The 21,075-nt window shown below is 72.0% G+C and carries 15 protein-coding genes; 10 read left to right on the top strand and 5 right to left on the bottom strand.

Translation table 11 applies throughout. The features are described 5' to 3' along the window. Window positions 1-4: 4 nt before the first annotated feature. The 6 genes from KUM03_RS28080 (at window position 5) to KUM03_RS28055 (ending at window position 6,740) form a co-directional block, all read left to right on the top strand. Window positions 5-934: a hypothetical protein gene (locus tag KUM03_RS28080; protein ID WP_217252619.1), complete on the top strand. Its 930-nt coding sequence runs from the start codon at window positions 5-7 to the stop codon at window positions 932-934. 353 nt (window positions 935-1,287) lie between these two features. Then, complete coding sequence (locus tag KUM03_RS28075) at window positions 1,288-1,821, top strand: winged helix-turn-helix domain-containing protein (RefSeq protein ID WP_217252616.1); 534 nt, start codon at window positions 1,288-1,290, stop codon at window positions 1,819-1,821. Between the two features lie 59 nt (window positions 1,822-1,880). Then, window positions 1,881-2,921 (top strand): SDR family oxidoreductase, encoded by a 1,041-nt coding sequence (locus KUM03_RS28070; RefSeq protein WP_217252614.1) that lies wholly within the window; start codon window positions 1,881-1,883, stop codon window positions 2,919-2,921. A gap of 263 nt (window positions 2,922-3,184) precedes the next feature. Next, window positions 3,185-4,459 (top strand): sensor domain-containing protein, encoded by a 1,275-nt coding sequence (locus KUM03_RS28065; protein WP_217252611.1) that lies wholly within the window; start codon window positions 3,185-3,187, stop codon window positions 4,457-4,459. After that, window positions 4,444-5,097 (top strand): response regulator transcription factor, encoded by a 654-nt coding sequence (locus KUM03_RS28060; protein WP_217252609.1) that lies wholly within the window; start codon window positions 4,444-4,446, stop codon window positions 5,095-5,097. Before KUM03_RS28065 ends, KUM03_RS28060 begins: the two co-directional genes overlap by 16 nt. 134 nt (window positions 5,098-5,231) lie before the next feature. After that, window positions 5,232-6,740 carry a DUF1996 domain-containing protein gene (locus tag KUM03_RS28055; protein WP_217252607.1) on the top strand — a complete coding sequence of 503 codons (1,509 nt, stop codon included), beginning with the start codon at window positions 5,232-5,234 and terminating at the stop codon, window positions 6,738-6,740. Between the two features lie 75 nt (window positions 6,741-6,815). Here KUM03_RS28055 and KUM03_RS28050 read toward each other — a convergent pair whose 3' ends face one another. Continuing rightward, the gene (locus tag KUM03_RS28050) at window positions 6,816-7,247 is read right to left on the bottom strand and encodes a hypothetical protein (protein WP_217252605.1); all 432 of its coding nucleotides are present in this window, start codon (window positions 7,245-7,247) and stop codon (window positions 6,816-6,818) included. Between the two features lie 138 nt (window positions 7,248-7,385). Between KUM03_RS28050 and KUM03_RS28045 the strand changes: the two genes are divergently transcribed. The 3 genes from KUM03_RS28045 (at window position 7,386) to KUM03_RS28035 (ending at window position 10,675) form a co-directional block, all read left to right on the top strand. After that, complete coding sequence (locus KUM03_RS28045) at window positions 7,386-7,895, top strand: tetratricopeptide repeat protein (protein ID WP_308406428.1); 510 nt, start codon at window positions 7,386-7,388, stop codon at window positions 7,893-7,895. A gap of 76 nt (window positions 7,896-7,971) precedes the next feature. Continuing rightward, window positions 7,972-9,903 carry a hypothetical protein gene (locus KUM03_RS28040; protein WP_217252600.1) on the top strand — a complete coding sequence of 644 codons (1,932 nt, stop codon included), beginning with the start codon at window positions 7,972-7,974 and terminating at the stop codon, window positions 9,901-9,903. An 82-nt stretch (window positions 9,904-9,985) separates the two neighbouring features. Continuing rightward, complete coding sequence (locus tag KUM03_RS28035) at window positions 9,986-10,675, top strand: TetR/AcrR family transcriptional regulator (RefSeq protein WP_217252598.1); 690 nt, start codon at window positions 9,986-9,988, stop codon at window positions 10,673-10,675. Here KUM03_RS28035 and KUM03_RS28030 read toward each other — a convergent pair. From KUM03_RS28030 to KUM03_RS28020, 3 genes are all read right to left on the bottom strand, one after another. Next, on the bottom strand, window positions 10,672-11,028 hold the full coding sequence (locus KUM03_RS28030; protein ID WP_217252596.1) for a 5-carboxymethyl-2-hydroxymuconate Delta-isomerase: 357 nt from the start codon (window positions 11,026-11,028) through the stop codon (window positions 10,672-10,674). The genes KUM03_RS28035 and KUM03_RS28030 overlap by 4 nt on opposite strands. 55 nt (window positions 11,029-11,083) lie before the next feature. After that, window positions 11,084-16,501 (bottom strand): pullulanase-type alpha-1,6-glucosidase, encoded by a 5,418-nt coding sequence (gene pulA / locus KUM03_RS28025; RefSeq protein WP_217252593.1) that lies wholly within the window; start codon window positions 16,499-16,501, stop codon window positions 11,084-11,086. 142 nt (window positions 16,502-16,643) lie between these two features. After that, on the bottom strand, window positions 16,644-18,017 hold the full coding sequence (locus tag KUM03_RS28020; RefSeq protein ID WP_217252591.1) for an alpha-amylase family protein: 1,374 nt from the start codon (window positions 18,015-18,017) through the stop codon (window positions 16,644-16,646). Between the two features lie 216 nt (window positions 18,018-18,233). Between KUM03_RS28020 and KUM03_RS28015 the strand changes: the two genes are divergently transcribed. Beyond that, a complete protein-coding gene (locus tag KUM03_RS28015; protein ID WP_217252589.1) occupies window positions 18,234-19,256 on the top strand; it encodes a hypothetical protein in 1,023 nt (340 codons plus the stop codon). Between the two features lie 48 nt (window positions 19,257-19,304). Here the strand turns inward: KUM03_RS28015 and KUM03_RS28010 are convergent, their stop codons facing one another. Beyond that, complete coding sequence (locus KUM03_RS28010) at window positions 19,305-21,005, bottom strand: glycoside hydrolase family 13 protein (RefSeq protein ID WP_217252587.1); 1,701 nt, start codon at window positions 21,003-21,005, stop codon at window positions 19,305-19,307. Between the last annotated feature and the right edge of the window lie 70 nt (window positions 21,006-21,075).

The following is a 21,075-nucleotide window of genomic DNA, read 5'->3' as shown; positions in this document are numbered from 1 at the left end:
GGGCATGGAGACCGACGGGGACCTCGCCATCAGGGTCGAGACGGAGAACTGGCAGACGCACGCCCGCATTCCGGCGTCCCGGCTGCGTGAGCTGGTGGCGCGGATCGGGGGCACCGGCGACCGGTTCCTGGTCGTCCAGCGGATACCGGACCTCCCGGACGTGTTCGTGCAGGTGTGGCACGAGGAGGGCGGGACCTACCGGCTGGAGCACCGGGCCGCCAGGAACCAGTTCTTCGGAACGGACCTCGACGACCCCGACCGGGTGGCGGACCTCCTGACCGGCTGGGCGCGACAGGAGCCCGGCTGGGACTCCGGCGTCGACTGGGCACCGATCGACCTCGGGCCACAGGAGGAGGTTCCCGAACTGCCGGACCAGGTGCGCGAGGACGTCGAGCGGGTGCTGCGGGAGCGGCTGCGCTGCGGGTACGACAGCCGGAAGGCCCTGGTCGAGATCGCCGAGGAGTACCTGGTCGCGGACGCCGACGACGAGCGGCCGGTGTCCAGGGCGCAGGCCTGGCAGTTGGTGGACCGGCTGTGGCTGGAACGGCTGGCGCAGCAGGAGGCGTGGGGCGACGAGACCACCGACCCCGACCGGCTCACCCGCGTCTTCGGGACGCTGGACGCGGCCGGCGTCACCGCCCGGGAGAACTTCACCTGTTGCCGCGGCTGCGGCATGTCGGAGATAGGCGCGGAGCGCGAGGGGGCGCGGGGCTTCGTCTTCTTCCACCGGCAGAGCACGGAGGCCGCGGCCGAGGGGTACGGAGTGACCCTCCACTACGGCGGTTTCGACGGCTCCGAGGAGACGACCACCGCGGTCGGGCGCGAGGTCGTGGCGGCCTTCACGGCGGCCGGGCTGTCCACGGAGTGGAACGGCGATCCGGGCAGAGCCATCACCGTCACGCCGCTGGACTGGCGCAAACGGCTGGTGGGGTGACCGGTACGGCGTCGACTTCGCGCCGGAGTGGTGTCCAGCGGCGGGCAGCGGCGTCCACGCAGCGAGAAGCGGGCTCCTGCCGCGGGCCGGTGTCTGCTTCAATGGGCCCATGGTCGGCTTCCGGAAGTACGCAGCGACGGGTCGCCATGACCTGGAGCCCTTCTGGCCTTCCCGTCAGCACGACGACTTCGACCGGGTGTGTTGCCGCACGACGACCGCGCCGGCCCGCTAGGAAGCCGTACACCCCAGGCCTTCGGCCGGCGCGTCCGACGTACGTCCCGCGACGCGCCCGACCACGATTCGCGCCCGTCGCCCCTCCCGACGAACCTCTCGCGCGAAAGAGCTGACGTCTCATGGCGACCCCTCGTTCCCTGACCACCGTCACCCTCGACTCCCCCGTCTCCGCCATCGACCGCGACGAGGTGGTGGACGTCGCCGGCCTCCTGCCGCCGGGCGCGACCTGGCTGCCCGCTCCCCCGCACGCCCTTCCCTCACTGCCGGGACGGCCTCCGATGGTCGGCTACCTGGTGCTCGTCCCGGCCGACCGGCAGCCGCCGTTCCCGCCGCCGGGCGGCGCCCACCACCGGAACCGCGACCCGCTCGTCCGGATCGACACCGCCCGCCGCACCGCCGCCGTGGCCGGGCGCGAACTGGGCCTGACCTACCTGGAGTTCGAGCTGCTCGCCCACCTCGTCGCGCATCCGCACCGGGTGCACACCCGCGACCAGCTGGTCAGCACGGTGTGGGGGTACGGCCACGTCGGCGACGGGCGCACCGTCGACGTGCACGTGGCCCGGCTGCGCCGCAAGCTCGGTGCCGAGCACCGGCGGACGATCCAGACCGTGCGGCGCGTCGGCTACAAGTACGCGCCGCCCGCCGGAAGCTGAGCTCTGCCGTCGGCAGAGGGGCGTTCCCCGGACGGCCTCCGGAGGGCACAGTGGCCGGCATGAGGCTACTGGTGCTGGGCGGTACGGAGTTCGTGGGGCGGGCCGTGGTGGAGAGTGCGCTCGGGCGCGGCTGGGAGGTGACCGTCCTGCACCGCGGGCGGCATGCCCCGCCGCCCGGCGTGCGCGCGCTGCACGGCGACCGCACCGCACCGGACGGGCTCGCCGCCCTGGCCGGCGACGGCACGTGGGACGCCGTCGTCGACACCTGGTCGGGGGCGCCCCGCGCGGTGCGGGACTCGGCGCGGCTGCTGCGGGACCGCGCCGGGCGGTACGTGTACGTGTCGAGCTGCTCGGTGTACGCCTGGGCGCCGCCCGCCGGGTACACCGAGGACGCCCCGCTGGTCGAGGGCGCCTCGGCGGACGCCGGGCAGAGCGACTACGCGCGGGACAAGCGGGGCGCCGAGCTGGCCGTCCTGGACGCCTTCGGCGCGGACCGTTCGGTGCTCGTCCGGTCCGGGCTGATCCTCGGCCCGTACGAGAACATCGGGCGGCTGCCGTGGTGGCTGAACCGCGTCGCGCGCGGCGGTCCGGTACTCGCGCCGGGCCCGCGTGACCTCCCGCTCCAGTACATCGACGTACGCGACCTCGCCGACTGGGTCCTCGGGGCGGTGGAGCGGGAGCTGAACGGGCCGTACAACCTGGTCTCCCCGCCGGGGCACACCACCATGGGCGCCCTGCTCGAAGCCTGCGTGGCGGCCACGGGCGGCGCGGCCGAGCTGTGCTGGACCGCCCCGGACTCCGTCCTGGCCGCCGGGATCGAACCGTGGACGCAGCTGCCCGTGTGGACACCGCCCGGCAGCGACCTGCACGAGGCGCTGCACACCGCCGACGTCTCCCGGGCCCTGGCCGCGGGCCTGAGCTGCCGCCCGGCCGACGACACGGTCACCGACACCTGGACCTGGCTGCGGAGCATCGGCGGCACGGCCCCGCAGCGCCCGGACCGGCCGCCGGTCGGCCTGGATCCGGAGACGGAGACGAAGCTGCTCGCGGCGGACGAGGGACGTCCCGGCGGGGGCGGCCCCGACCGGGACCGCAACTGAGACCGCACCGTCTCGGGGGCCCCCGGCACGGGCAGGCCCGTCCCGGACCGCCCCGGCTCGGGGCGCCCCGCCCCCCCCGACGGACGCGACCGGCGTGAACCCCGCGCCGCCCGGCCGGCAGCCCCGGGCCGACGGCTCACAGACCCGGCCGAAAGGCACCGACGGAAGGCACCGACCGGTCCGAGAGGTGTACCTGGCAACACCCCCGGACCAGGGGGCTCAGCCCCGTGACCCGCGTCCGTCGGCTCGGCGAGACTGACGCCATGGACATCGAGACGAAGAACGACGGCCGCGGGACCCGGCCGAACCGGACGCGGACCATGGCCCTGTCGGCCGCGCGGGGACTGGCGCTGACGTTCATCACCCTGCCCGGCGCGGTGCTCTGCTTCTGCCTGACCCTGGTGTCCATCGCTCTGATCCCGATCGGGATCGGCATCGTCACCACGCCGTGGGTGCTGACCGGCGTGCGGATGTTCGCGGACTGGCGGCGGGTGCTCGCCGCCGAGTGGGGCGGGGTGCGCATCCAGCGGGCGTACCGGCCGCTGCCCGAGGGCGCCAACCCGTGGGCGCGCACCTTCGGGATGCTCGCCGACCCGGCGACCTGGCGGGACTTCATCTGGCTCCCGGTCGACATGACGGCGGGCTTCGTCACCGCGCTGCTGGCCTTCGCGCTGCCGGTCTACCCACTGGAGGGGTTCGCGATCGCGGCCGGGCTGTGGCGGCTCTGGGACGACACCTACTGGTACGGCTTCGTGCCCGTCACCGACCAGACCACCGCGCTCTACGCCGCCGCCCTGGGCGCCGTCCTCCTCGTCGCCGCCGCCTGGCTCACCCCGCTCCTGCTGAAGGCCCACTTCCGTCTCACCGGCGCGGTCCTCGGCTCGGGCCAGGCCGAGCTGGCCGAGCGGGTGCGCGTGCTGACCGAGACCCGGCGGGACGCCGTCGACACCTCCGCCGCCGAACTGCGCCGCATCGAACGCGACCTGCACGACGGGGCGCAGGCCCGGCTGGTCGCCATGGGCATGGACCTCGGCACCATCGAGGCACTGCTGGAGAAGGACCCGGCGAAGGCCCGGGAACTGCTCGCCCAGGCCCGGCAGTCCTCCGCCGACGCCCTGACCGAGCTGCGCGAACTCGTGCGCGGCATCCACCCCCCGGTCCTCGCCGAACGCGGTCTGGGAGACGCCGTACGGGCGCTGGCGCTGCGGCTGCCCGTCACCGTGGAGACCGACGTGGAGCTGCCCGGCCGCGCGGAGGCGCCGGTGGAGTCCGCCGCCTACTTCGCCGTCAGCGAGGTCCTCACCAACGCCGTCAAGCACTCCGGCGCCGACCGGATCTGGATCGACATGCACCACGCCGAGGGCTGGCTGCGCGTCAGCGTCACCGACAACGGCAAGGGCGGCGCGGTGATCGGCGCGGGGTCGGGGCTGGCCGGGGTCGAGCGGCGACTCGGTACATTCGACGGCGTCCTGGCCGTCAGCTCCCCCGCGGGCGGCCCCACCATGGTCACCGTGGAGATCCCTTGCGCGTTGTCCTAGCCGAAGACCTGTTCCTCCTGCGCGACGGACTGGTCCGGCTCCTGGAGGCCCACGGCTTCGAGATCGCCGCGGCCGTCGAGACCGGCCCCGAGCTGTCCCGCGCGCTGGCCGAACTGGAGCCGGACGTCGCCGTGGTCGACGTGCGCCTGCCGCCCACGCTCACCGACGAGGGATTGCAGTGCGCGCTCCAGGCCCGCCGCGAGCGGCCGGGGCTGCCGGTGCTGGTCCTGTCCCAGCACGTGGAGCAGCTGTACGCGCGCGAACTGCTCGCCGACGGCAGCGGCGGGGTCGGGTACCTGCTCAAGGACCGGGTGTTCGACGCGGAGCAGTTCGTGGACGCCGTACGGCGGGTGGCGGCGGGCGGTACCGCGATGGACCCGCAGGTCATCCAGCAGCTGCTCAGCCGACGGGCGGCGGCGGACCGGCCGCTGGAGCGGCTCACGCCCCGGGAGCTGGAGGTGCTGGAGCTGATGGCGCAGGGCCGGACCAACGCGGCGATCGCCGGGAAGCTGGTCGTCACGGAGCGGGCCATCGCGAAGCACACGGCGAACATCTTCGCCAAGCTGAGCCTCGAGGTCTCGGACGACGACAACCGCCGTGTGCTGGCGGTTCTGGCCTATCTGGACCGCGGCCACTGACCTCACCCGCCGCACAGGACCCGTCAATTCCGCAGCCGACTGAACACCCCTGGGACGGCCTCCGTATGGAAGGGAGCCGCTTCACTCCTGTCGGGCGCCCTCGATGCCCCGCAAGGAAGTCAAAGAGGAGTTCCATGGGACGCAACACGAGAAAACGCCGTACGCCGCTGGCCACCAAGGTCGTAGCCGGGGCGGCGGCCCTGGCGGTCGGCGGGGGCGGGCTGGTCTGGGCCAACTTCTACGCCTCGGCGCACGAGGAGAATCCGGCCCACAACCGGACGAGGTCGGCCGCGGCGCAGGTCGCGACGATCGACTGTCCCGACGTCGGCCAGGAGCTGTCCGACGTGCCGGACCGCGCGCGGGGGGAGGTCGACGGCGAGTTGGCCACGATGGACAGCCAGATCACCGAGGCCTACAAGCGCCTCGCCACCACACGGCGCGCGCAGACGGGTGACCCGCGGTTCGTCGAGAACACCATCCTCGGCCCGCTCAAGGACCGGCGGAAGGCGATCATCGACCGGATCCAGCTGGAGATCAACCGGGCCGGCGGCCGGGCCGACGACGACCTGGACCGCCTGGCCGGCTGCCAGGGACAGCCCGCGCAGCAGCCGCAGAACGGCGACGGCCAGAACGACGGCGGCCAGGACGGCGACGGTCAGAACGGGGACGGCCAGGGTCAGGACGGCGGTCAGAACCAGGACGACAACGGCAACGGCGCCGCGGGCCCGGTCGCGGACGACTTCATCGACATCATGGACGTCGAGCCGAACTCCCGCGACAGCGAGAACGGTCTGGCCGCCAACGGCGACGGCGGTTCCACGGGCACCTTCACCTCGGACTGCGGTGTCAACGAGAACAACCTGTTCAACAGCGACAACCTGATCGCCGCCCCCGGCGTCGACAACGGCGCGCACCACGTGCACGACTACGTCGGCAACCAGGACAACGACGCCTTCTCCAGCGACGAGGACCTGGCCGACGCGGACACCTCGTGCCAGAACCAGGGCGACAAGTCCACGTACTACTGGCCGGTGCTGCGGCTCCAGGACGGTACGGAGGAGTTCGACGCGAACGACCTGGGCGGCGGCGCCGAGGGCAACGTCGGCCGGATCCTGAAGCCGGCCCAGGCCGAGCTGAAGTTCGTCGGCAACCAGCAGAGCGACGTGGTCGCCATGCCGAAGTTCCTGCGGATCATCACCGGTGACGCCAAGTCCTTCACCAACGGCGACGCGAATGCCAACAGTTCGTGGAGCTGCACCGGCTTCGAGGACCGCCAGGTCACCGACAAGTACCCGCTCTGCCCCGACGGCAGCCAGGTGGTGCGCACGTCGAACTTCCAGAGCTGCTGGGACGGCGAGAACATCGACAGCGCCAACCACCGGGACCACATGGCCTTCGTGCAGGAGGACGGCGGCTGCCCGAACGGCTTCCAGGCCATTCCCCAGCTGCAGGTCCGCCTGGTGTACGACATCCCCACCCCGACCATCGAGAACGGTCAGGTGCAGAACCCGTACGCCGTGGACAGCTTCCCGGAGCAGCTGCACAAGCCGATCACCGACCACAACGACTTCATCAACGTCATGGACGAGGAGCTGATGAACGAGGTGGTCGACTGCATCAACAGCGGGGAGGACTGCCAGTAGTTCCCCACCACAGCGCGTGCAGGGGGCCGGTGGCGAGAAACCCGTCACCGGCCCCTTGCGCGTCCCGGTCCGAGGTCAGCCGTCGTGCCCGCCGTGCCCCGCCGGATGACTGCCGCCGCCGTGCTGGGTGCCCTGCTCCAGGGTGCCGCCGAGCCGTCCGCGCAGGTCCGCCACGACGTCCTCGTGGCCGACGGCGACCCACTTGCGGCCGACGAGGTAATAGCCGCCGTAGTCCTTGGCCGTGTTGATCCACTCGCGCTGGCCGCGGTCGGTGGCGAAGGTGGCGAGGACGTACTTCTCGTCGCCCTTCTCGCAGAGCGCCTGGCGGATGGTGTCGGCGTCGGTCTGCATGTCGGGCTCGCACTTCGCCTCGGCGGCCAGGTGCTCCAGGCTGCCGGTCGCGGTCTCGGGCACGGCCGCCTCGCCGTCCCCGTCGGAGCCGCAGCCGGTCAGCGCCAGTACCGCCGCCGCTGCGGCCGGCGCGAGCATCGGTCGGGTCAGCCTCATGTGTTCCTCCGGTCCGTTCCGGCGACATGCCGCACGGAGCCCCCGGCGAGGGGCTCTCGCCCATCGATACGGCCGCGGGGCGCGAACCATTCAGAATCCCCGGTGTCGTTCCGAGTGCGCCCGTGCGAGAGTGGCGCCGTGGACCAGGACTGGGAAGACCGTGTGACGGCCGCGTGGGCGACGGTCGACGACTACGCCGAAGACGGTGCCGCCGACTTCCGCGCGTTGATCGACGCCCTCGCCGACGAGTTGCCGGCGGGCAGTCCGCTCGGCCTGTTCGAGCGGGCCTGCGCCTGGGACTCCACCGGCCGCTCCGACCGGGCCGTGCCGCTCTACCGCGAGGCACTGGAGCGCGGGCTGGGCGAGGTCAGCCGCTACAAGGGCCGCCGGGCGAAGATCCAGCTCTCCAGCTCGCTGCGGAACATCGGCGAGCCGGAGGAGGGCGTCAAGCTGCTGTCGCCGGAACTGCTGGCGCCGTCGGACGAGTTGGACGACGCCGTGCGCGCCACGCTCGCCCTGTGCCTGTCGAGCATGGGCCGCGACCGTGAAGGGCTGTCGCTGGTGCTGGGCGCGCTCGCGCCCCATCTGCCGCGCTACCAGCGCTCGATGGCCGCCTATGCGCGGGCGCTGGTGGAACCCGAGGACTGATCCGGGCAGGACTGAGGCGGGGCCAGAACTGACCTGGGCATGGTGACCATCCACCGATTCGCTCGTTCTGCTGAACGTGCAGTCACAGGATGTCGCCCCGCGCCCCGCACCGTCCTCCGCCACCCCGGCCGACCCGGTCGTCGACGTCGAGCAGGCCGAGGCCGCGCTCGTCGAGCACTATCCGCGCCTGGCCCGGCTCGCCTACCTGGTGCTGCCGCCGGGCCTCGGCCGGGGCCGTCGCGTCCTGTCCGCGCACTCCCTCACCCAGCGCGCCCTGCCCCGGAACCGGACGACGACGCCCGTGATCCCGGCCCAGTCGACCGGCCGCGAGGTGGACCCCGGGTACGCGCTGGTCCGCCTCCGCGTGGTCCGTGCGGCGCTGGAGGCCGGCCGCCCGCTCAAGCGGCGTGCGTGGCCCAAGCGGTCCCAGCTGCCGCCCCTGCTGCCCCAGGTGCGGGGCCTCAAGCTCTTCCCGCGCTCCGGCGGGGCCGACGAACTCGCCCTGGACCAGCGACTGTCCGCCCTCTCCGCGCCCGGCCGTGCGGCCTACGTGCTGCGGGGCCTGGAGCAGCTCCCCGACCCGGACGTACGGCAGCTGCTCGAAGCCGCCGGGGTCGTCGACGCGGACGCCGCGCTGCGGGAGGCCGACGAGGTGCCCGCGCAGTACGCGCTGCTCACCTCGTCCGAGTTCGACCCCTGCTCGCTGCAGGCCCGGCCGACCGACCTGATGCGCCGCCGCCAGCACACGCGGGCCGCGCTGGTCGCCGGGGCGGCCCTGGTCGTGTGCGGGACGCTGCTGGGCATGCCCGGCGACGGCTGGGGACCCGACGGCGCCGCCGCCCCGCCGTACGCGCAGAACCCGGCGGCCGAGGCGGCCCTGGACCCCGCCCAGCTGACGAAGGCCGCCCCGGCCGCCTGGGAGACGTCCGCGCGCACCGACTTCTCGGTGTGGCCGGCGCGCGGCGACCTCACCGGCGACGAGGAACTGCTGCGCCGGGCCCTCGCCGTGTGGGCGCGGCCCGGCGAGAGCGTGGGCGTCTCGGCGACGCCCGGCACCCCGACCGGCGGCCCCTCGGGCCCGCCCCAGCTGCTGTACGCCGGGACCGTCGACAACGCGCGCGTGGTGATCCTGCACGACGGTCTGCGCCTCGCCCGGTACGCCGAGCCGAAGGACGGCACGGCGGGCGCCGCCCTGGACTTCGCGCGCACCGACGGCGCCGGCCGGGCCGAGGCCACCGCGGTGGTCCTGGGCCGGGCCGACGGCAACGTCCGCTATCTGACGGCGCCCTGGGTGACGAAGGCCGCCGTACGGGACCTCGCCGACCCGGACTCCGACGCCCGCGCCCTGACGCTGACCGACGGAGTGACGTCGCCACTCGCCAGCCCGGTGCAGCAGCAGTCCGGGGCGTGTACGTCCTGGAACGTGCTGGAGCTGACCGACGGCTCGGACACCCGGCTGGCGACCGACCTCGGCGAGCTGGTCCCGGCCCGCCTCACCACGGGCCGTCCCGGTGCGGCGAAGGACGTCGCCGGGGCCGGGGCGCGGGCCGACTGGGCGCCGTACGCGTGCTCGCTCGGCGCGGTGCGCGGGCAGGGCGTGCGGTCGGTGAACGCCTGGCAGTTCGCCGCGCAGCCCCTGCCCGACGCCAGCGGCTCGGGGGACTGGGTCTGCACCCGCGCCGAGACCTGGCGGGGCGAGGGGGCCAGGGTCCTGGCCCAGTTCCGCACACCGGGCGGGGCCCAGGGCGCGGTGGCGGCGAAGGCGCAGGACGTGCCGGCGTGCGGCGAGCGCGACCCGCACGTGCTGGCCGGGGTGCTGTGGAAGTCGGAGGGCGGGCACTGGTACCTGCTCGCCGCCGGCGACCGCGACACGCGCTCGGTCGAGGCGACGGGCGGCATCAGCGACTCCGCCGACGGGAATGTGCTGACGGCGAAGGGCGAGCAGGGCGCGCAGGCCGAACTGAAGGGCACCCTGGACAGCGGCCGGACGATCAGCGGACTGCGGTAGCCCCGCCGGTAGGGAGCACCACGGAACACCTGTGCCCGGTCCGGGCCGTTCGAAGGCTGAATTCGATCGGTAAGGTGTTCGTATGACTACCGGGGTACGCCGCAGAATGGGCGTCGAGGAACGGCGGCAGCAACTGATCGGCGTCGCCCTCGATCTGTTCAGCCGCCGCTCGCCCGACGAGGTCTCCATCGACGAGATAGCGTCGGCCGCGGGCATCTCCCGCCCGCTGGTCTACCACTACTTCCCCGGCAAACTCAGCCTGTACGAGGCCGCGTTGCAGCGGGCCGCGGACGATCTCGCGGCCCGGTTCGCGGAGCCGGCCGAAGGCCCGCTGGGCGCGCGGCTGCTGCGCGTCATGGGCCGCTACTTCGACTTCGTGGACGAGCACGGCCCCGGTTTCTCGGCGCTGATGCGCGGCGGTCCGGCGGTCGGCTCCTCGCGGACGAACGCGCTCGTGGACTCCGTACGGCAGGCCGCGTATGACCAGATCCTTTCGCACCTGGGCGTCAACGATCCGCCCGCCCGTCTGGAACTGGTCGTGCGCTCCTGGATCTCGCTGGCCGAGTCGACGGCCCTGATCTGGCTGGACGGGCGCCGCATCCCGCGCGCCGAGCTGGAGGTCCAGCTCGTGCACGACTTCGCCGCGCTGACGGCGGTGAGCGCCGCCCACGACGAGGAGATGGCCGCCCTGCTGCGCCGCGTCGTCGCGAACGAGCCGGCCGACGGCCCCTTCGGGGACCTGGTCGGCCGGCTGTCCGCACTGGCCGCCTAGCTCTCGAACTTCCGGTACGACGGATCGAGGTCGCGGACCTCCGCCGAGGCGTGCAGGGTGAGGCCGTCGCCCGGCTTCACGTGCTGCCGCAGCAGCTCCAGCACGGCCTCGGTCAGCCGCGCCTTGGTCTCGTCCGTGCGCCCCGCGAGCAGCCCGAGGGTGACGTGCACGACGGCGTGCCCGTCGGTGTCGGGGCCGACCGTGGTGTCCTCGGTGCGGCGGAACTGCGTCTTGCACGCCGGCGGCCTGGCGGCCGCGATCTCCACGACGGCGCCGTGCAGGGCCCGCGCGAAGGCGGGCCGGTCGAAGTCGTCCGCGAGCGAGGCGGAGTAGTCGACGGTGATCTGCGGCATGAGCCCTCCCGTTGCGTGAACAGCAGGGCTCACCCTAACCGCAGTACCCCGACTGTCAGCCGGTGCGCTCGAACACGGCGACCGTACGGCCCGGCACGGTGAACGTGCCGGTCCCGGACGCGTACGCGGACTTCTTCACCACCGGGTCCGCGCCCGCCGCCTGCACCGGGTGCAGTCGGTAGCCGGTCCCGGCCGCCGTCTCGATCCGCTGCTCCTGCGCCTGTGGGGTGGCGTTGAAGACGACCACCAGGCCACCGAGGCGCATGGTGATCACGCCGGGTGTCTCGTGCTTCCCGGAGAGCGGGAAGGAGAGCCGGGACTGCACCTGCTCCGCCGTGGCGAGGGAGAAGTCCCGCTCGCCCGTACGGATCTTCAACAGGTCCCGGTACGCCGCCGAGGCGCCGGTGATCTGCGGGCAGCCGACCTGCACAGAGCCGAGCAGGGGCTTGGCGTAGGGCCACTTGTCCTGGTTGTCGGCGGCCGGGGGCAGGCCGCGACCGAAGCCGTTGCCGTCGGCGCAGTTCCAGTGGATGGCGTTGAACCAGTCGCCGCTGTCGTAGGAGTTGCGGTCCAGCGACTTGGAGCGCAGCAGGTCGGTGCCGGCCTGGGAGAGCGCCGGTCCCTGGGAGAGGGCGGCGGTGGCCATGGCGAGGACCTGCATGCGGGCCCGGTCGTCCGCGTTCACCGAAGTCGGCAGCTTGAAGGCGAGCGCGTCGAACAGGGACTCGTTGTCGTGCGCGTCGGCGTAGGCGAGGGCGTCGCCCGGGGCCTCGGCGTATCCGGCGGGGGCGCCGTTGTAGTCGACCTCGGAGCCCTTGACCTCCTTGCCGTCGGTGTCCGTGAAGGTGTAGTCGGCGAGGTTGCCGGTCAGGCCGACCTTGATGAGGTCCTGGTAGTGCAGGAGGCGGGCCTTCTGCTCGGCCTCGGTGCCGTTGGCCTCGGAGCCGTTGGGCTCGGTGTAGAGGCCGGAGGCGAAGCCCTGGACGCCGGGGTCCTCGTCGAAGGGGCCGCCGCCGCGCACGGCGTCGCGGGCGCGGTCGGAGAAGGTCGCGATGCCGGTGCCGGCCATGTTCTTCTGGGTGGCCTGGACGAAGCGGGCGTCGTCGGCGACCTCGCCGAAGTTCCAGCCCTCGCCGTACAGGATGATCTTCTTGCCGTCGACGCCGTCCTCGGCGAGGGTCAGCTCGTCCAGGGCCTTCCTGACCGCGAGGATGTTCTTCTTCGGGTGGTGGCCCATGAGGTCGAAGCGGAAGCCGTCGACCTTGTACTCCTTGGCCCAGGTGACGACCGAGTCGACGACCAGCTTGCCCATCATGGCGTTCTCGGTGGCGGTGTTGGCGCAGCAGGTGCTGTTCGCCACGGAGCCGTCGGCGAGGAGCCGCTGGTAGTAGCCGGGGACGATCCGGTCGAGGACGCTGGTCTTCGCCTGGCCGCTGGCGGCCGTGTGGTTGTAGACGACGTCCATGACGACCCGCAGGCCGTCCTCGTTGAGCGCCTTGACCATCTTCCGGAACTCGACCGTGCGGGCGGTGCCGTCCGGGTCGGTGGCGTAGGAGCCCTCGGGGACCGTGTAGTGGTACGGGTCATAGCCCCAGTTGTAGGCGTCCTCGGCCGCCGCCTTCGCCACGCACTCCTGCTGCTTCTCGGAGTCGGCGGGGAGCGCGGCGAGGTCGCAGTCGACGGTGGCCTGGTCGGACTTCTTCTCGGGGATGGTGGCGATGTCGAAGGCGGGCAGCAGGTGCACGTACGACGTGCCGGCCTCCGCCAGCTCGCGCAGGTGCTTCGAGCCGTCGCTCCGGTCGTCGGTGAAGGCGAGGTAGGTGCCCCGGTGGTCCGGGTCCGCCGTGCGGTCCGCGACGGAGAAGTCGCGGATGTGCAGCTCCTGGATCTGGGCGTCCCTGAGCGGCACGGCCTCGGGCTTGTCGTAGCTGTGCCAGCCGCGCGGGGCGAGCTTCCGGTCGTCCAGGTCGACGACGAGGCTGCGCTCGGAGTCGGTGGTCAGGGCGAGGGAGTACGGGTCGGTGACCTTGTTGGTGACGACCTTCCCGGCCTCGGGCGCCCACACCTTCACGGCGTAGCGGTAGGGCTTGCCCTTCCAGGAGCGCGGGCCGCGGACGGACCAGACGCCGGTGTCGTCGTCGCGCCGCATGCGGACGGTGCGGTCACCGATCTCCAGCTTCACGTCCTGTGCGGTCGGTGCCCACAGGGAGAGGGTGGGGCGGCCGTGGCGGAAGACGGGGCCGAGGTCGGCCTTGGTCGCCTCGGCCGCGTAGAGGTCGTCCAGGACGCCGGCGATCTGCACGCCGGTCGCCGCGAGGACGGCGCCGTTGGCGGCGCGCTGGGAGGCGACGACCTGGCCGCGCAGGGCTTCGCGGACCCGGTCGCGGTCGCGCGGGTCGACCGACCAGGCGGTGTACTCCTTCAGGTGCGGGTACTGCGCCTTCTGGGCGTCCGTGAGGGCCGTCTTCGTGAGGCGGAGCCAGCTCGTCTCGTCGTCGGCGGTCAGGGTGCCGTCCTCGGCCTTGATGGAGCCGGAGCGGGAGGCGAGCAGCTGGGTGGAGGCGGCGCCTGCGGAGCCGTTCCAGGCGACGGTGTTCCGGTCGATCCAGACCGCCTTGGCGGTGGTGAGGTCGACGGCGGCCGCGGAGCCGGCCGGCTGCGGCAGCAGGTACTCAGCCTCGCCGCTCACCAGCCACACCTCGTGACCCTTGGCCCTGAGGTCGAGGGCCTGGTCGGTGGGCAGGTCCTTCTCGTCGCCCTTGTGGACGATGTAGCTGAGGCTGGTGGCACCCTCGGTGAGGGGTACTTCGAAGACCGCGCCATAGGAGTCAGTCTTGACCGGCGTCAGCGGCTTCGACCAGTCGGTGGGGTTCGCGGCGCCGCCCCAGACGTGCAGGCCCCAGCCGTCGTAGTTCCCGTCGGCTCGGTGGTAGTGCAGGACGGCCTTGCTGGTGTCCTGGGCCGGGTAGTCGGGCCGCTCGGTGACGACCTGCTCCTTGCCCTGCTCGATCCACACCTCGCCGGTCTGCGTGACGTCGATGGTGCGGTCGGCGGCGACGTCCTTGTTGCCGTCCTTGTCGATGACGAGGAAGCCGACATTGGACGCGCCGGGCTTGAGCTTGACGTAGGCGAAGGCACCGTAGGCGTCGCGGCCGATGAAGGGGTGGCTGTTCGGCCACTCGGTGGCCTCACCCTCGGCGAGGTCGCCCCAGGCGTACAGGCCCCAGTCGTCGTAGTTCCCGTCCTCCCGCTTGTAGTGGACGATCGCGTAGTCGCGGGAGGCGGCGGTGGGCGGTGCTTCGACGGGCGGGATGCCGGTCGTCGAGGCGGCCGTGGCGCTCGCCGTACGGCCCGCCGAGTCGATCACGACGGCCTTGTAGCGCAGGGCGGTGCCGGCCGGGGTGTCCTCGGCGATGGTGTGGGTGACCTTGTAGGGGGCGTGGTCGGAGGAGCCGAGGGTGCGCCACTTGCCGTCGCCGGTCTGGGCGGCGAAGACGACGCGGTTGAGCTGTCCGCCGCTGACATCGGCCGTCAGCTCCACGGTGCCGGTGGCGCCGGGCTCGGGGGCCTTGAGGATGACGCCGGGCTCGGTGGCGGGCTCGGCGAGGCGGCCCGCGGCCTTCAGGACGACGGCCGATCCGGCCGGGACGGTGACCGTGACCTTCTTGTCGGCGCCGGACTTCACGTCCTCGTCGGTGCCGTAGATGCCCCGGAAGGCCATGTGCGCGGAGCCGGTCGCGAAGGTCGCCGTCCTCTCCTCGTCGGCGTTGTTGAAGGCGACGACGTACTCGGTGCCGCGGTCGGCGTCGGTGCGCGAGAAGGCGTAGACGCCGGCGCCGTCAGCCGCGTACCGCTCGGTCTGGACGCCGTCGGCGAGGGCCGGGTGGGCCTTGCGCAGCTTCGCGAGGGCGCTGATCTGCCGGTACAGGGGCGCGCCCGTGTCGTAGGCGTCCTCGGCGTGGGTGCGGTCGGTGCCGAGCTGGTCGTCGTCGAGGTAGTCGGCGGTGCGGGAGGCGAACATGGTCTGGCGGGCGTCCTTGTCGCCGCCCGCGCCGGTGAAGCCCTGCTCGTCGCCGTAGTAGATCACCGGGTTGCCGCGGCCGAGGAACATCAGCTCGTTGGCGAGGCGGGCCTTCTTCAGCAGTTCGGCGTCGGTGGCGTCGGGGTCGTCCTGCTTGAGGAAGGTGCCGATGCGGCCCATGTCGTGGTTGCCGAGGAAGGTGACCTGTTCGTAGGCGTTGGCCTTGTCGGTCGTGTACTTCCAGTCGTCGCCGTAGACGGCGGCGAGCTTCTGGGCGCTGCCGCCCTGGGAGGCGTAGGCGCGGGCCGCGTCCTGGAAGGGGAAGTCGAGGGTGGAGTCCAGGCGGCCCTGGGTGACGTACGGGGAGGTGACGGCGGTGTCGGCGGAGTAGACCTCGCCGAACATGAAGAAGTCGTCCCGGCCCTTCTTCGCCGCGTAGGCGTCGAGGGCGGTGGCCCACTGGGTCCAGAACTCCATGTTGACGTGCTTCACGGTGTCGATGCGGAAGCCGTCGATGTCGAAGTCCTTGACCCACCGCTGGTAGATCTTCTCCATGCCGCTGACGACCTCGGGACGTTCGGTCCACAGGTCGTCGAGGCCGGAGAAGTCGCCGTACGTGGTGGACTCGCCGGCCCAGGTGGAGTCGCCGCGGTTGTGGTACATCGCGGGGTCGTTGAGCCAGGACGGGACCTTGAGCCCGCGCTTGTCGGCCGGGACGGTCGGCGTACGCGGGAAGGAGCCGGAGTCCGTACGGGGGAACCGGCGCTCGCCGTCCGCGTAGTCGGTGTCGTCGAAGGGCTCACCGTCCTTCGTCAGGTACGGGAAGGCGCCCTTGGAGAGGTAGTCGTAGGACTTCTCCTCGTAGTCGACGACGTCGGCGGTGTGGTTGGTGATGACGTCGAAGAAGACCTTCATGCCCTTGGCGTGTGCCTTGGAGATCAGGTTCTTCAGGTCCTGGTTGGTGCCGAAGTGCGGGTCGACCTGGGTGAAGTCGGTGATCCAGTAGCCGTGGTAGCCGGCGGAGGCGTTGTCGCCGGTGCCCTGCACGGGCTGGTTCTTGAAGATGGGCGCCATCCAGATGGCGGTGGTGCCCAGGCCCTTGATGTAGTCGAGCTTCTGGGTGAGGCCCTTGAGGTCGCCGCCCTGGTAGAAGCCCTTGTCGGTGGGGTCGTAGCCGGTGGTGAGGCGGGTGCCGGTCAGGCCGCCCCTGTCGTTGCGGGTGTCGCCGTTGGCGAAGCGGTCCGGCAGGACGAAGTAGAACTGCTCGCGGGTGAGGTCGTGCCGGGCCTCGGCCTTGGCGAGCTTGGCGTCCGAAGGCGGCCGGGGCGGGGCGTCGGCCCGCGCGGCGAGGGGTGGGAGGAGGGCTGCGGCGAGCGCGGCCACGGTGACGGCCGCGACCCGTCTCGCTCGTGCGGTGCGGCGCGCGACAGGCACCGGCCTTCTCGGTATCACGGCGTGAGCTCCTTGCGATGACGGCTCGTTCGGGTCCGACCCCGGCGAGACGGTAGCGCCGACGCAAGTCTTGCGGCAAGGGTCGTGAAAGCAACGGAAAGAACTTTCACGAACTCTCACGACCCCTGCCCCCTGGGCCCGTTCAGCAGGCGGACTTCCCGGCGTACAGCGCGAGCGCGGTGTTGGCGCCGAGCGTCGCCGTGAACTGGCCGGAGCCGTTCACGGTCACCGGCTTGCCGCTCTGGACGTCGCAGTACGTCCCCGCCGGCAGCGAGGTCTGGTACGTGCGGGTGAGGGCGCCCGACTCGTGGTTGACGGCGACGTAGCCCTTGTTACCGCGCCCGAAGGCGATGGCGTCGTTGCCGTTGTCCCACCAGTTCGTGACGGCCTGCCCGCGGGTGGCGTTGCGGAAGGCGACCATCGACTTGATCTCCGGCCAGGCGTGCTGGCACTTCCAGCCGTCCTGCCAGCAGGCGTTGACCTGACCGCCGTTCGGCGGTCCGGCGTCGTGGTTCGACCACTCGTAGCCGGAGTTGATGTCGGGGGCGCCGTAGGGCCAGGCCAGCATGAAGACGTTGGCCAGGGTGTAGTTGGCGTTGTCCTTGTAGTTGAGCGTGGAGCCGTTGCGCTCGGTGTCGTGGTTGTCGACGAAGACGCCCGCGTCGGAGCTGCTCAGGTATCCCCAGCCCTCGCCGTAGTTCTTCAGGTAGGCGAGTTTCTCGTTGTTGAAGACGCGCTTGAGGTCGTAGGCGTACCGGAACTCCTGCACGTCACCGTTGCCGGTGTACTCGGTCGGCTGGACGGCCTCGCCTGCCCCGTAGATGACCTCGTGCTTCCAGTACACGCCCGGGTCGCTCAGCCGGGATTTGATGTTCGCGAGGTCGGCGGCCGGGATGTGCTTGGCCGCGTCGATGCGGAAGCCGTCGACGCCGAGGGAGAGCAGGTCGTTCAGGTACCCGGCGATCCTGCCGCGGACGTACTCCTCGCCGGTGTCGAGGTCGGCGAGGCCGACCAGCTCGCAGTGCTGGACGTTGTACCGGTCCCGGTAGTTGTTGATCTCCGAGCGGCAGTCGTCGAAGTCGTACGAGGAGTAGATGCCGGGGTAGTCGTACTTGCCGTACGAGGAGCCGCCGGTGCCCGTGCCGCTGCCCGCCGACATGTGGTTGACCACGGCGTCGGCGACGACCTTCACACCGGCCGCGTGGCAGGTGTCCACCATGTTCTTGAAGGCGGCCCGGTCGCCGAGCCGGCCGGCGATCTTGTAGCTGACCGGCTGGTACGAGGTCCACCACTGCCCGCCCTGTATGTGCTCGGCGGGCGGGGAGACCTGGACGTAGCCGTAGCCGGCGGGGCCCAGGGTGTTCGTGCACTCCCTGGCCACGGAGGCGAAGTTCCACTCGAAGAGGACGGCGGTGACGTCCTTGGCGCCGGGCGGGGAGGCCTGCGCGCTCGTCGGGGTCATGACAACGGAAGCTGCCGCGAGTGCGACGGCCGCCGTGAGGGCTCTGCGTGCCATGTGGGGTTTCCTTCATCGTCGAAGGCGTTGCGGGGAGCCGAAGGTGCCCGATAGGCCGGTTGAAGACTCTTGCTGAAACCTTCAGAAACCTTGCGGTGACGCAGATGTTAAGGGTTCACCGACCGAAAGGGCAGTGGTCGGTGCGAAGTCGAGGCAAGAAGTTCCGCCGGGAGCCGGTGCCGGGGCGTTGTCAGTGCCCGGTCGCATACTGCACCCATGCAGACGATCACCGAGGACGCGCTCAAGCAGGCCTGGCACCGGCTGGCCGCAGGCTCCGACCTGCTCGACGAGGCCGTGTTCCCGCCCACCGGCACGTCGTACGAGCAGTACGAGGACCACGCGGAGGAGGACGGGTACGCCGGCCTGTACCTCGTCCTGGAGGAGGACGGCACGGTCTGCGGCTACCACGGCCCCCACGACAACGCCTTCATCGCCCGGGACCTCGACGAGACGCTGTACTTCCTCGCCGAGGAGGCCGTCCGCGGGCTGGACGCGACGGTCGTCGGCCAGGCCGCGCTGATGGACCGGATAGACCCCGCCTGGGGCCGCAGCTTCCGCGGCGGTGGCACGGACGGGACGGAACCGGCGCCGCTCTGCGGTCGCGACCCGCTGGAGGGGTTCGCGTGGATCTCCGGCTCGTGGCGCGAGCAGGCACCCTACACATCCCTGGAGTTCTTCCGTGGCGAGAACGTCAGCGCGGAGCGGATCGCCCTGCTGTACGGGGCCGACCCGCAGCACGTCGCCGCGGGAACCCGCCTGGCGGACCTGAGCGAGGGGAACGGCGGCACCTACGACAACTTGCTCACGGACTGGGACAGCTGCTGCTTCGGACAGAGCGGCGACTGGACGTTCCTGATGTACCACGAGACGGCACCCGGCACCCGGGTCGACGCGGCAGCGTTCGCCGAGCTGGGTGTGACGGAGACCGTGGAGCTGAGCGCCTGCCTCGGCAAGGCCATCTACACGTTCGACTACATGCGCGACGGCCACCGCGTGGACGACGACGGCATCACCGAGCTGATCTACTACGACCGGGGCCGCACCCCGTACCTCCGGGGCGGGCAACTCGACTTCCTCAACCGGGCCCTGCGCCGCGCCGAACTGGACCACCCCGAGCTGACCGACGAGTTCGCCCTGTACTTCCACGCCCTGGAGACCTCGCTGGGTCTGAGCCTGCCCCGCAAGGAGATCGCGGAGGGGACGGTCCGGGCCGCCCGGTGGGCTCGTCGCGAGGGATGACGCGGTGAGGGGCCCGCCCGCGGCCTGCGGACCCCTCCGGGCAGGCGGTCAGGCCCGCGACCACCACACCGTCGTGTCGCCCGGCACCTTCGCCTCGCCGTCGACCTCCGTCACCTCACCGCTGGCCAGCAGCAGCCGCCCGTGCGCGGGCAGCGCCACCGACTCGCCGGTGGTGTTGGCGACGCACACGAACTCCCCGCGCCGGAAGGCGAGGACGCCCTCGGGTGCGCGCAGCCACTCCACGGCGTCGCCCGCGCCCAGGTCGGCCTGCTCTCGGCGGACCGCCAGCGCGGCGCGGTACAGCTCCAGGGTCGAGCCGGGCTCGCCGGTCTGCGCCTCGACGCTCAGCTCGCCCCAGCCCGTCGGCTGCGGGAGCCAGCTGCCGCCGTCGCCGAAGCCGTACGACGATCCGGTGCGCGTCCACGGGATCGGCACCCGGCAGCCGTCGCGGAAGCCGTCCTGGCCGGCGCCCCGGAAGTACGCGGGGTCCTGGCGCACCTCGTCGGGGAGGTCGACGACGTCCGGGAGGCCCAGCTCCTCGCCCTGGTAGACGTAGGCCGAGCCGGGCAGCGCCAGCATGAGGAGGGTGGCCGCCCGTGCCCTGCGCAGGCCCAGTTCGCGGTCGCCGGCCAGGCGGATCTGGGTGCCGAGGCCGGCCGGGTTGGCGAAGCGGGTGGCGTGGCGGGTGACGTCGTGGTTGGACAGGACCCAGGTCGCCGGGGCACCGACCGGGCGCATGGCGTCCAGGGTGCGGTCGATGACGCTGCGCAGTTCCTCGGCGTCCCAGTGGGTGCCCAGGTACTGGAAGTTGAAGGCCTGGTGCAGCTCGTCGGGCCGGACGTAGTTGGCGGTGCGCTCGACGGTCGGGGTCCAGGCCTCGGCGACGAAGATGCGCTCACCGCTGTACTCGTCCAGGATGCGCCGCCACTGGCGGTAGATGTCGTGGACGCCGTCCTGGTCGAAGAACGGCATGACATCGTTGCCCAGCAGCTTCAGCTGCTCGTGGTCGCCCAGGTCGGGCAGCCCCACGGCCTTCACCATGCCGTGCGCGACGTCGATGCGGAAGCCGTCCACGCCCATGTCCAGCCAGAAGCGCAGGATGGAGCGGAACTCGTCGCCGACGGCCGGGTGCTCCCAGTTGAAGTCGGGCTGCTCGGGGGCGAACAGGTGCAGGTACCACTCCCCCGGCGTCCCGTCCGGCTCGGTGACCCGGGTCCAGGCGGGACCGCCGAAGATGGACTCCCAGTCGTTGGGCGGGAGTTCGCCGTTGTCGCCCTTGCCGGGACGGAAGTGGTAGCGGTCGCGGGCCGGGGAGCCGGGGCCCTCGGCGAGGGCGCGCTTGAACCACTCGTACTGGTCGGAGGAGTGGTTGGGGACCAGGTCGACGATGATGCGCAGGCCCAGGGCGTGCGCGTCGCGGATCAGCGCGTCGGCGTCCAGCAGGTTGCCGAACATGGGGTCGACGGCCCGGTAGTCGGCGACGTCGTAGCCGGCGTCGGCCTGCGGGGAGGCGTAGAAGGGGCTGAGCCACACGGCGTCCACGCCCAGGTCGCGCAGGTACGGCAGGCGGGTGCGGACGCCCTCCAGGTCGCCCATGCCGTCGCCGTTGCTGTCGGCGAAGCTGCGCGGGTACACCTGGTAGATCACCGCGTCCCGCCACCAGTCGCGGCGCCGCGCGACGGTCGCCGTGGCGGAGGCGGAGGCGGTCGTGGGGGTGGGGGCCGGTGCGGCGGAAGGCTGCTGGCTCATGTCGTCCTTGGGATGAGACGGAGTTCTGGTCATGGAGGCATGGGTGGGGGGGCGGCCGGCCGCGGTGCTG

The organism is Streptomyces sp. AC602_WCS936, from assembly GCF_019049125.1.
GTDB lineage: Bacteria > Actinomycetota > Actinomycetes > Streptomycetales > Streptomycetaceae > Streptomyces.
The sequence above is the reverse complement of the archived record's forward strand: the minus strand, read 5'-3'. Positions and strand labels throughout refer to the sequence as shown.

Bases quoted from the DNA above. Each gene is read 5' to 3' on its own strand.
- KUM03_RS28080 (WP_217252619.1), top strand. From the start codon at position 5: ATGGAGACCGACGGGGACCTCGCCATCAGGGTCGAGACGGAGAACTGG.
- KUM03_RS28075 (WP_217252616.1), top strand. From the start codon at position 1,288: ATGGCGACCCCTCGTTCCCTGACCACCGTCACCCTCGACTCCCCCGTC.
- KUM03_RS28070 (WP_217252614.1), top strand. From the start codon at position 1,881: ATGAGGCTACTGGTGCTGGGCGGTACGGAGTTCGTGGGGCGGGCCGTG.
- KUM03_RS28065 (WP_217252611.1), top strand. From the start codon at position 3,185: ATGGACATCGAGACGAAGAACGACGGCCGCGGGACCCGGCCGAACCGG.
- KUM03_RS28055 (WP_217252607.1), top strand. From the start codon at position 5,232: ATGGGACGCAACACGAGAAAACGCCGTACGCCGCTGGCCACCAAGGTC.
- KUM03_RS28050 (WP_217252605.1), bottom strand. From the start codon at position 7,247: ATGAGGCTGACCCGACCGATGCTCGCGCCGGCCGCAGCGGCGGCGGTA.
- KUM03_RS28035 (WP_217252598.1), top strand. From the start codon at position 9,986: ATGACTACCGGGGTACGCCGCAGAATGGGCGTCGAGGAACGGCGGCAG.
- KUM03_RS28030 (WP_217252596.1), bottom strand. From the start codon at position 11,028: ATGCCGCAGATCACCGTCGACTACTCCGCCTCGCTCGCGGACGACTTC.
- KUM03_RS28020 (WP_217252591.1), bottom strand. From the start codon at position 18,017: ATGGCACGCAGAGCCCTCACGGCGGCCGTCGCACTCGCGGCAGCTTCC.
- KUM03_RS28015 (WP_217252589.1), top strand. From the start codon at position 18,234: ATGCAGACGATCACCGAGGACGCGCTCAAGCAGGCCTGGCACCGGCTG.
- KUM03_RS28010 (WP_217252587.1), bottom strand. From the start codon at position 21,005: ATGAGCCAGCAGCCTTCCGCCGCACCGGCCCCCACCCCCACGACCGCC.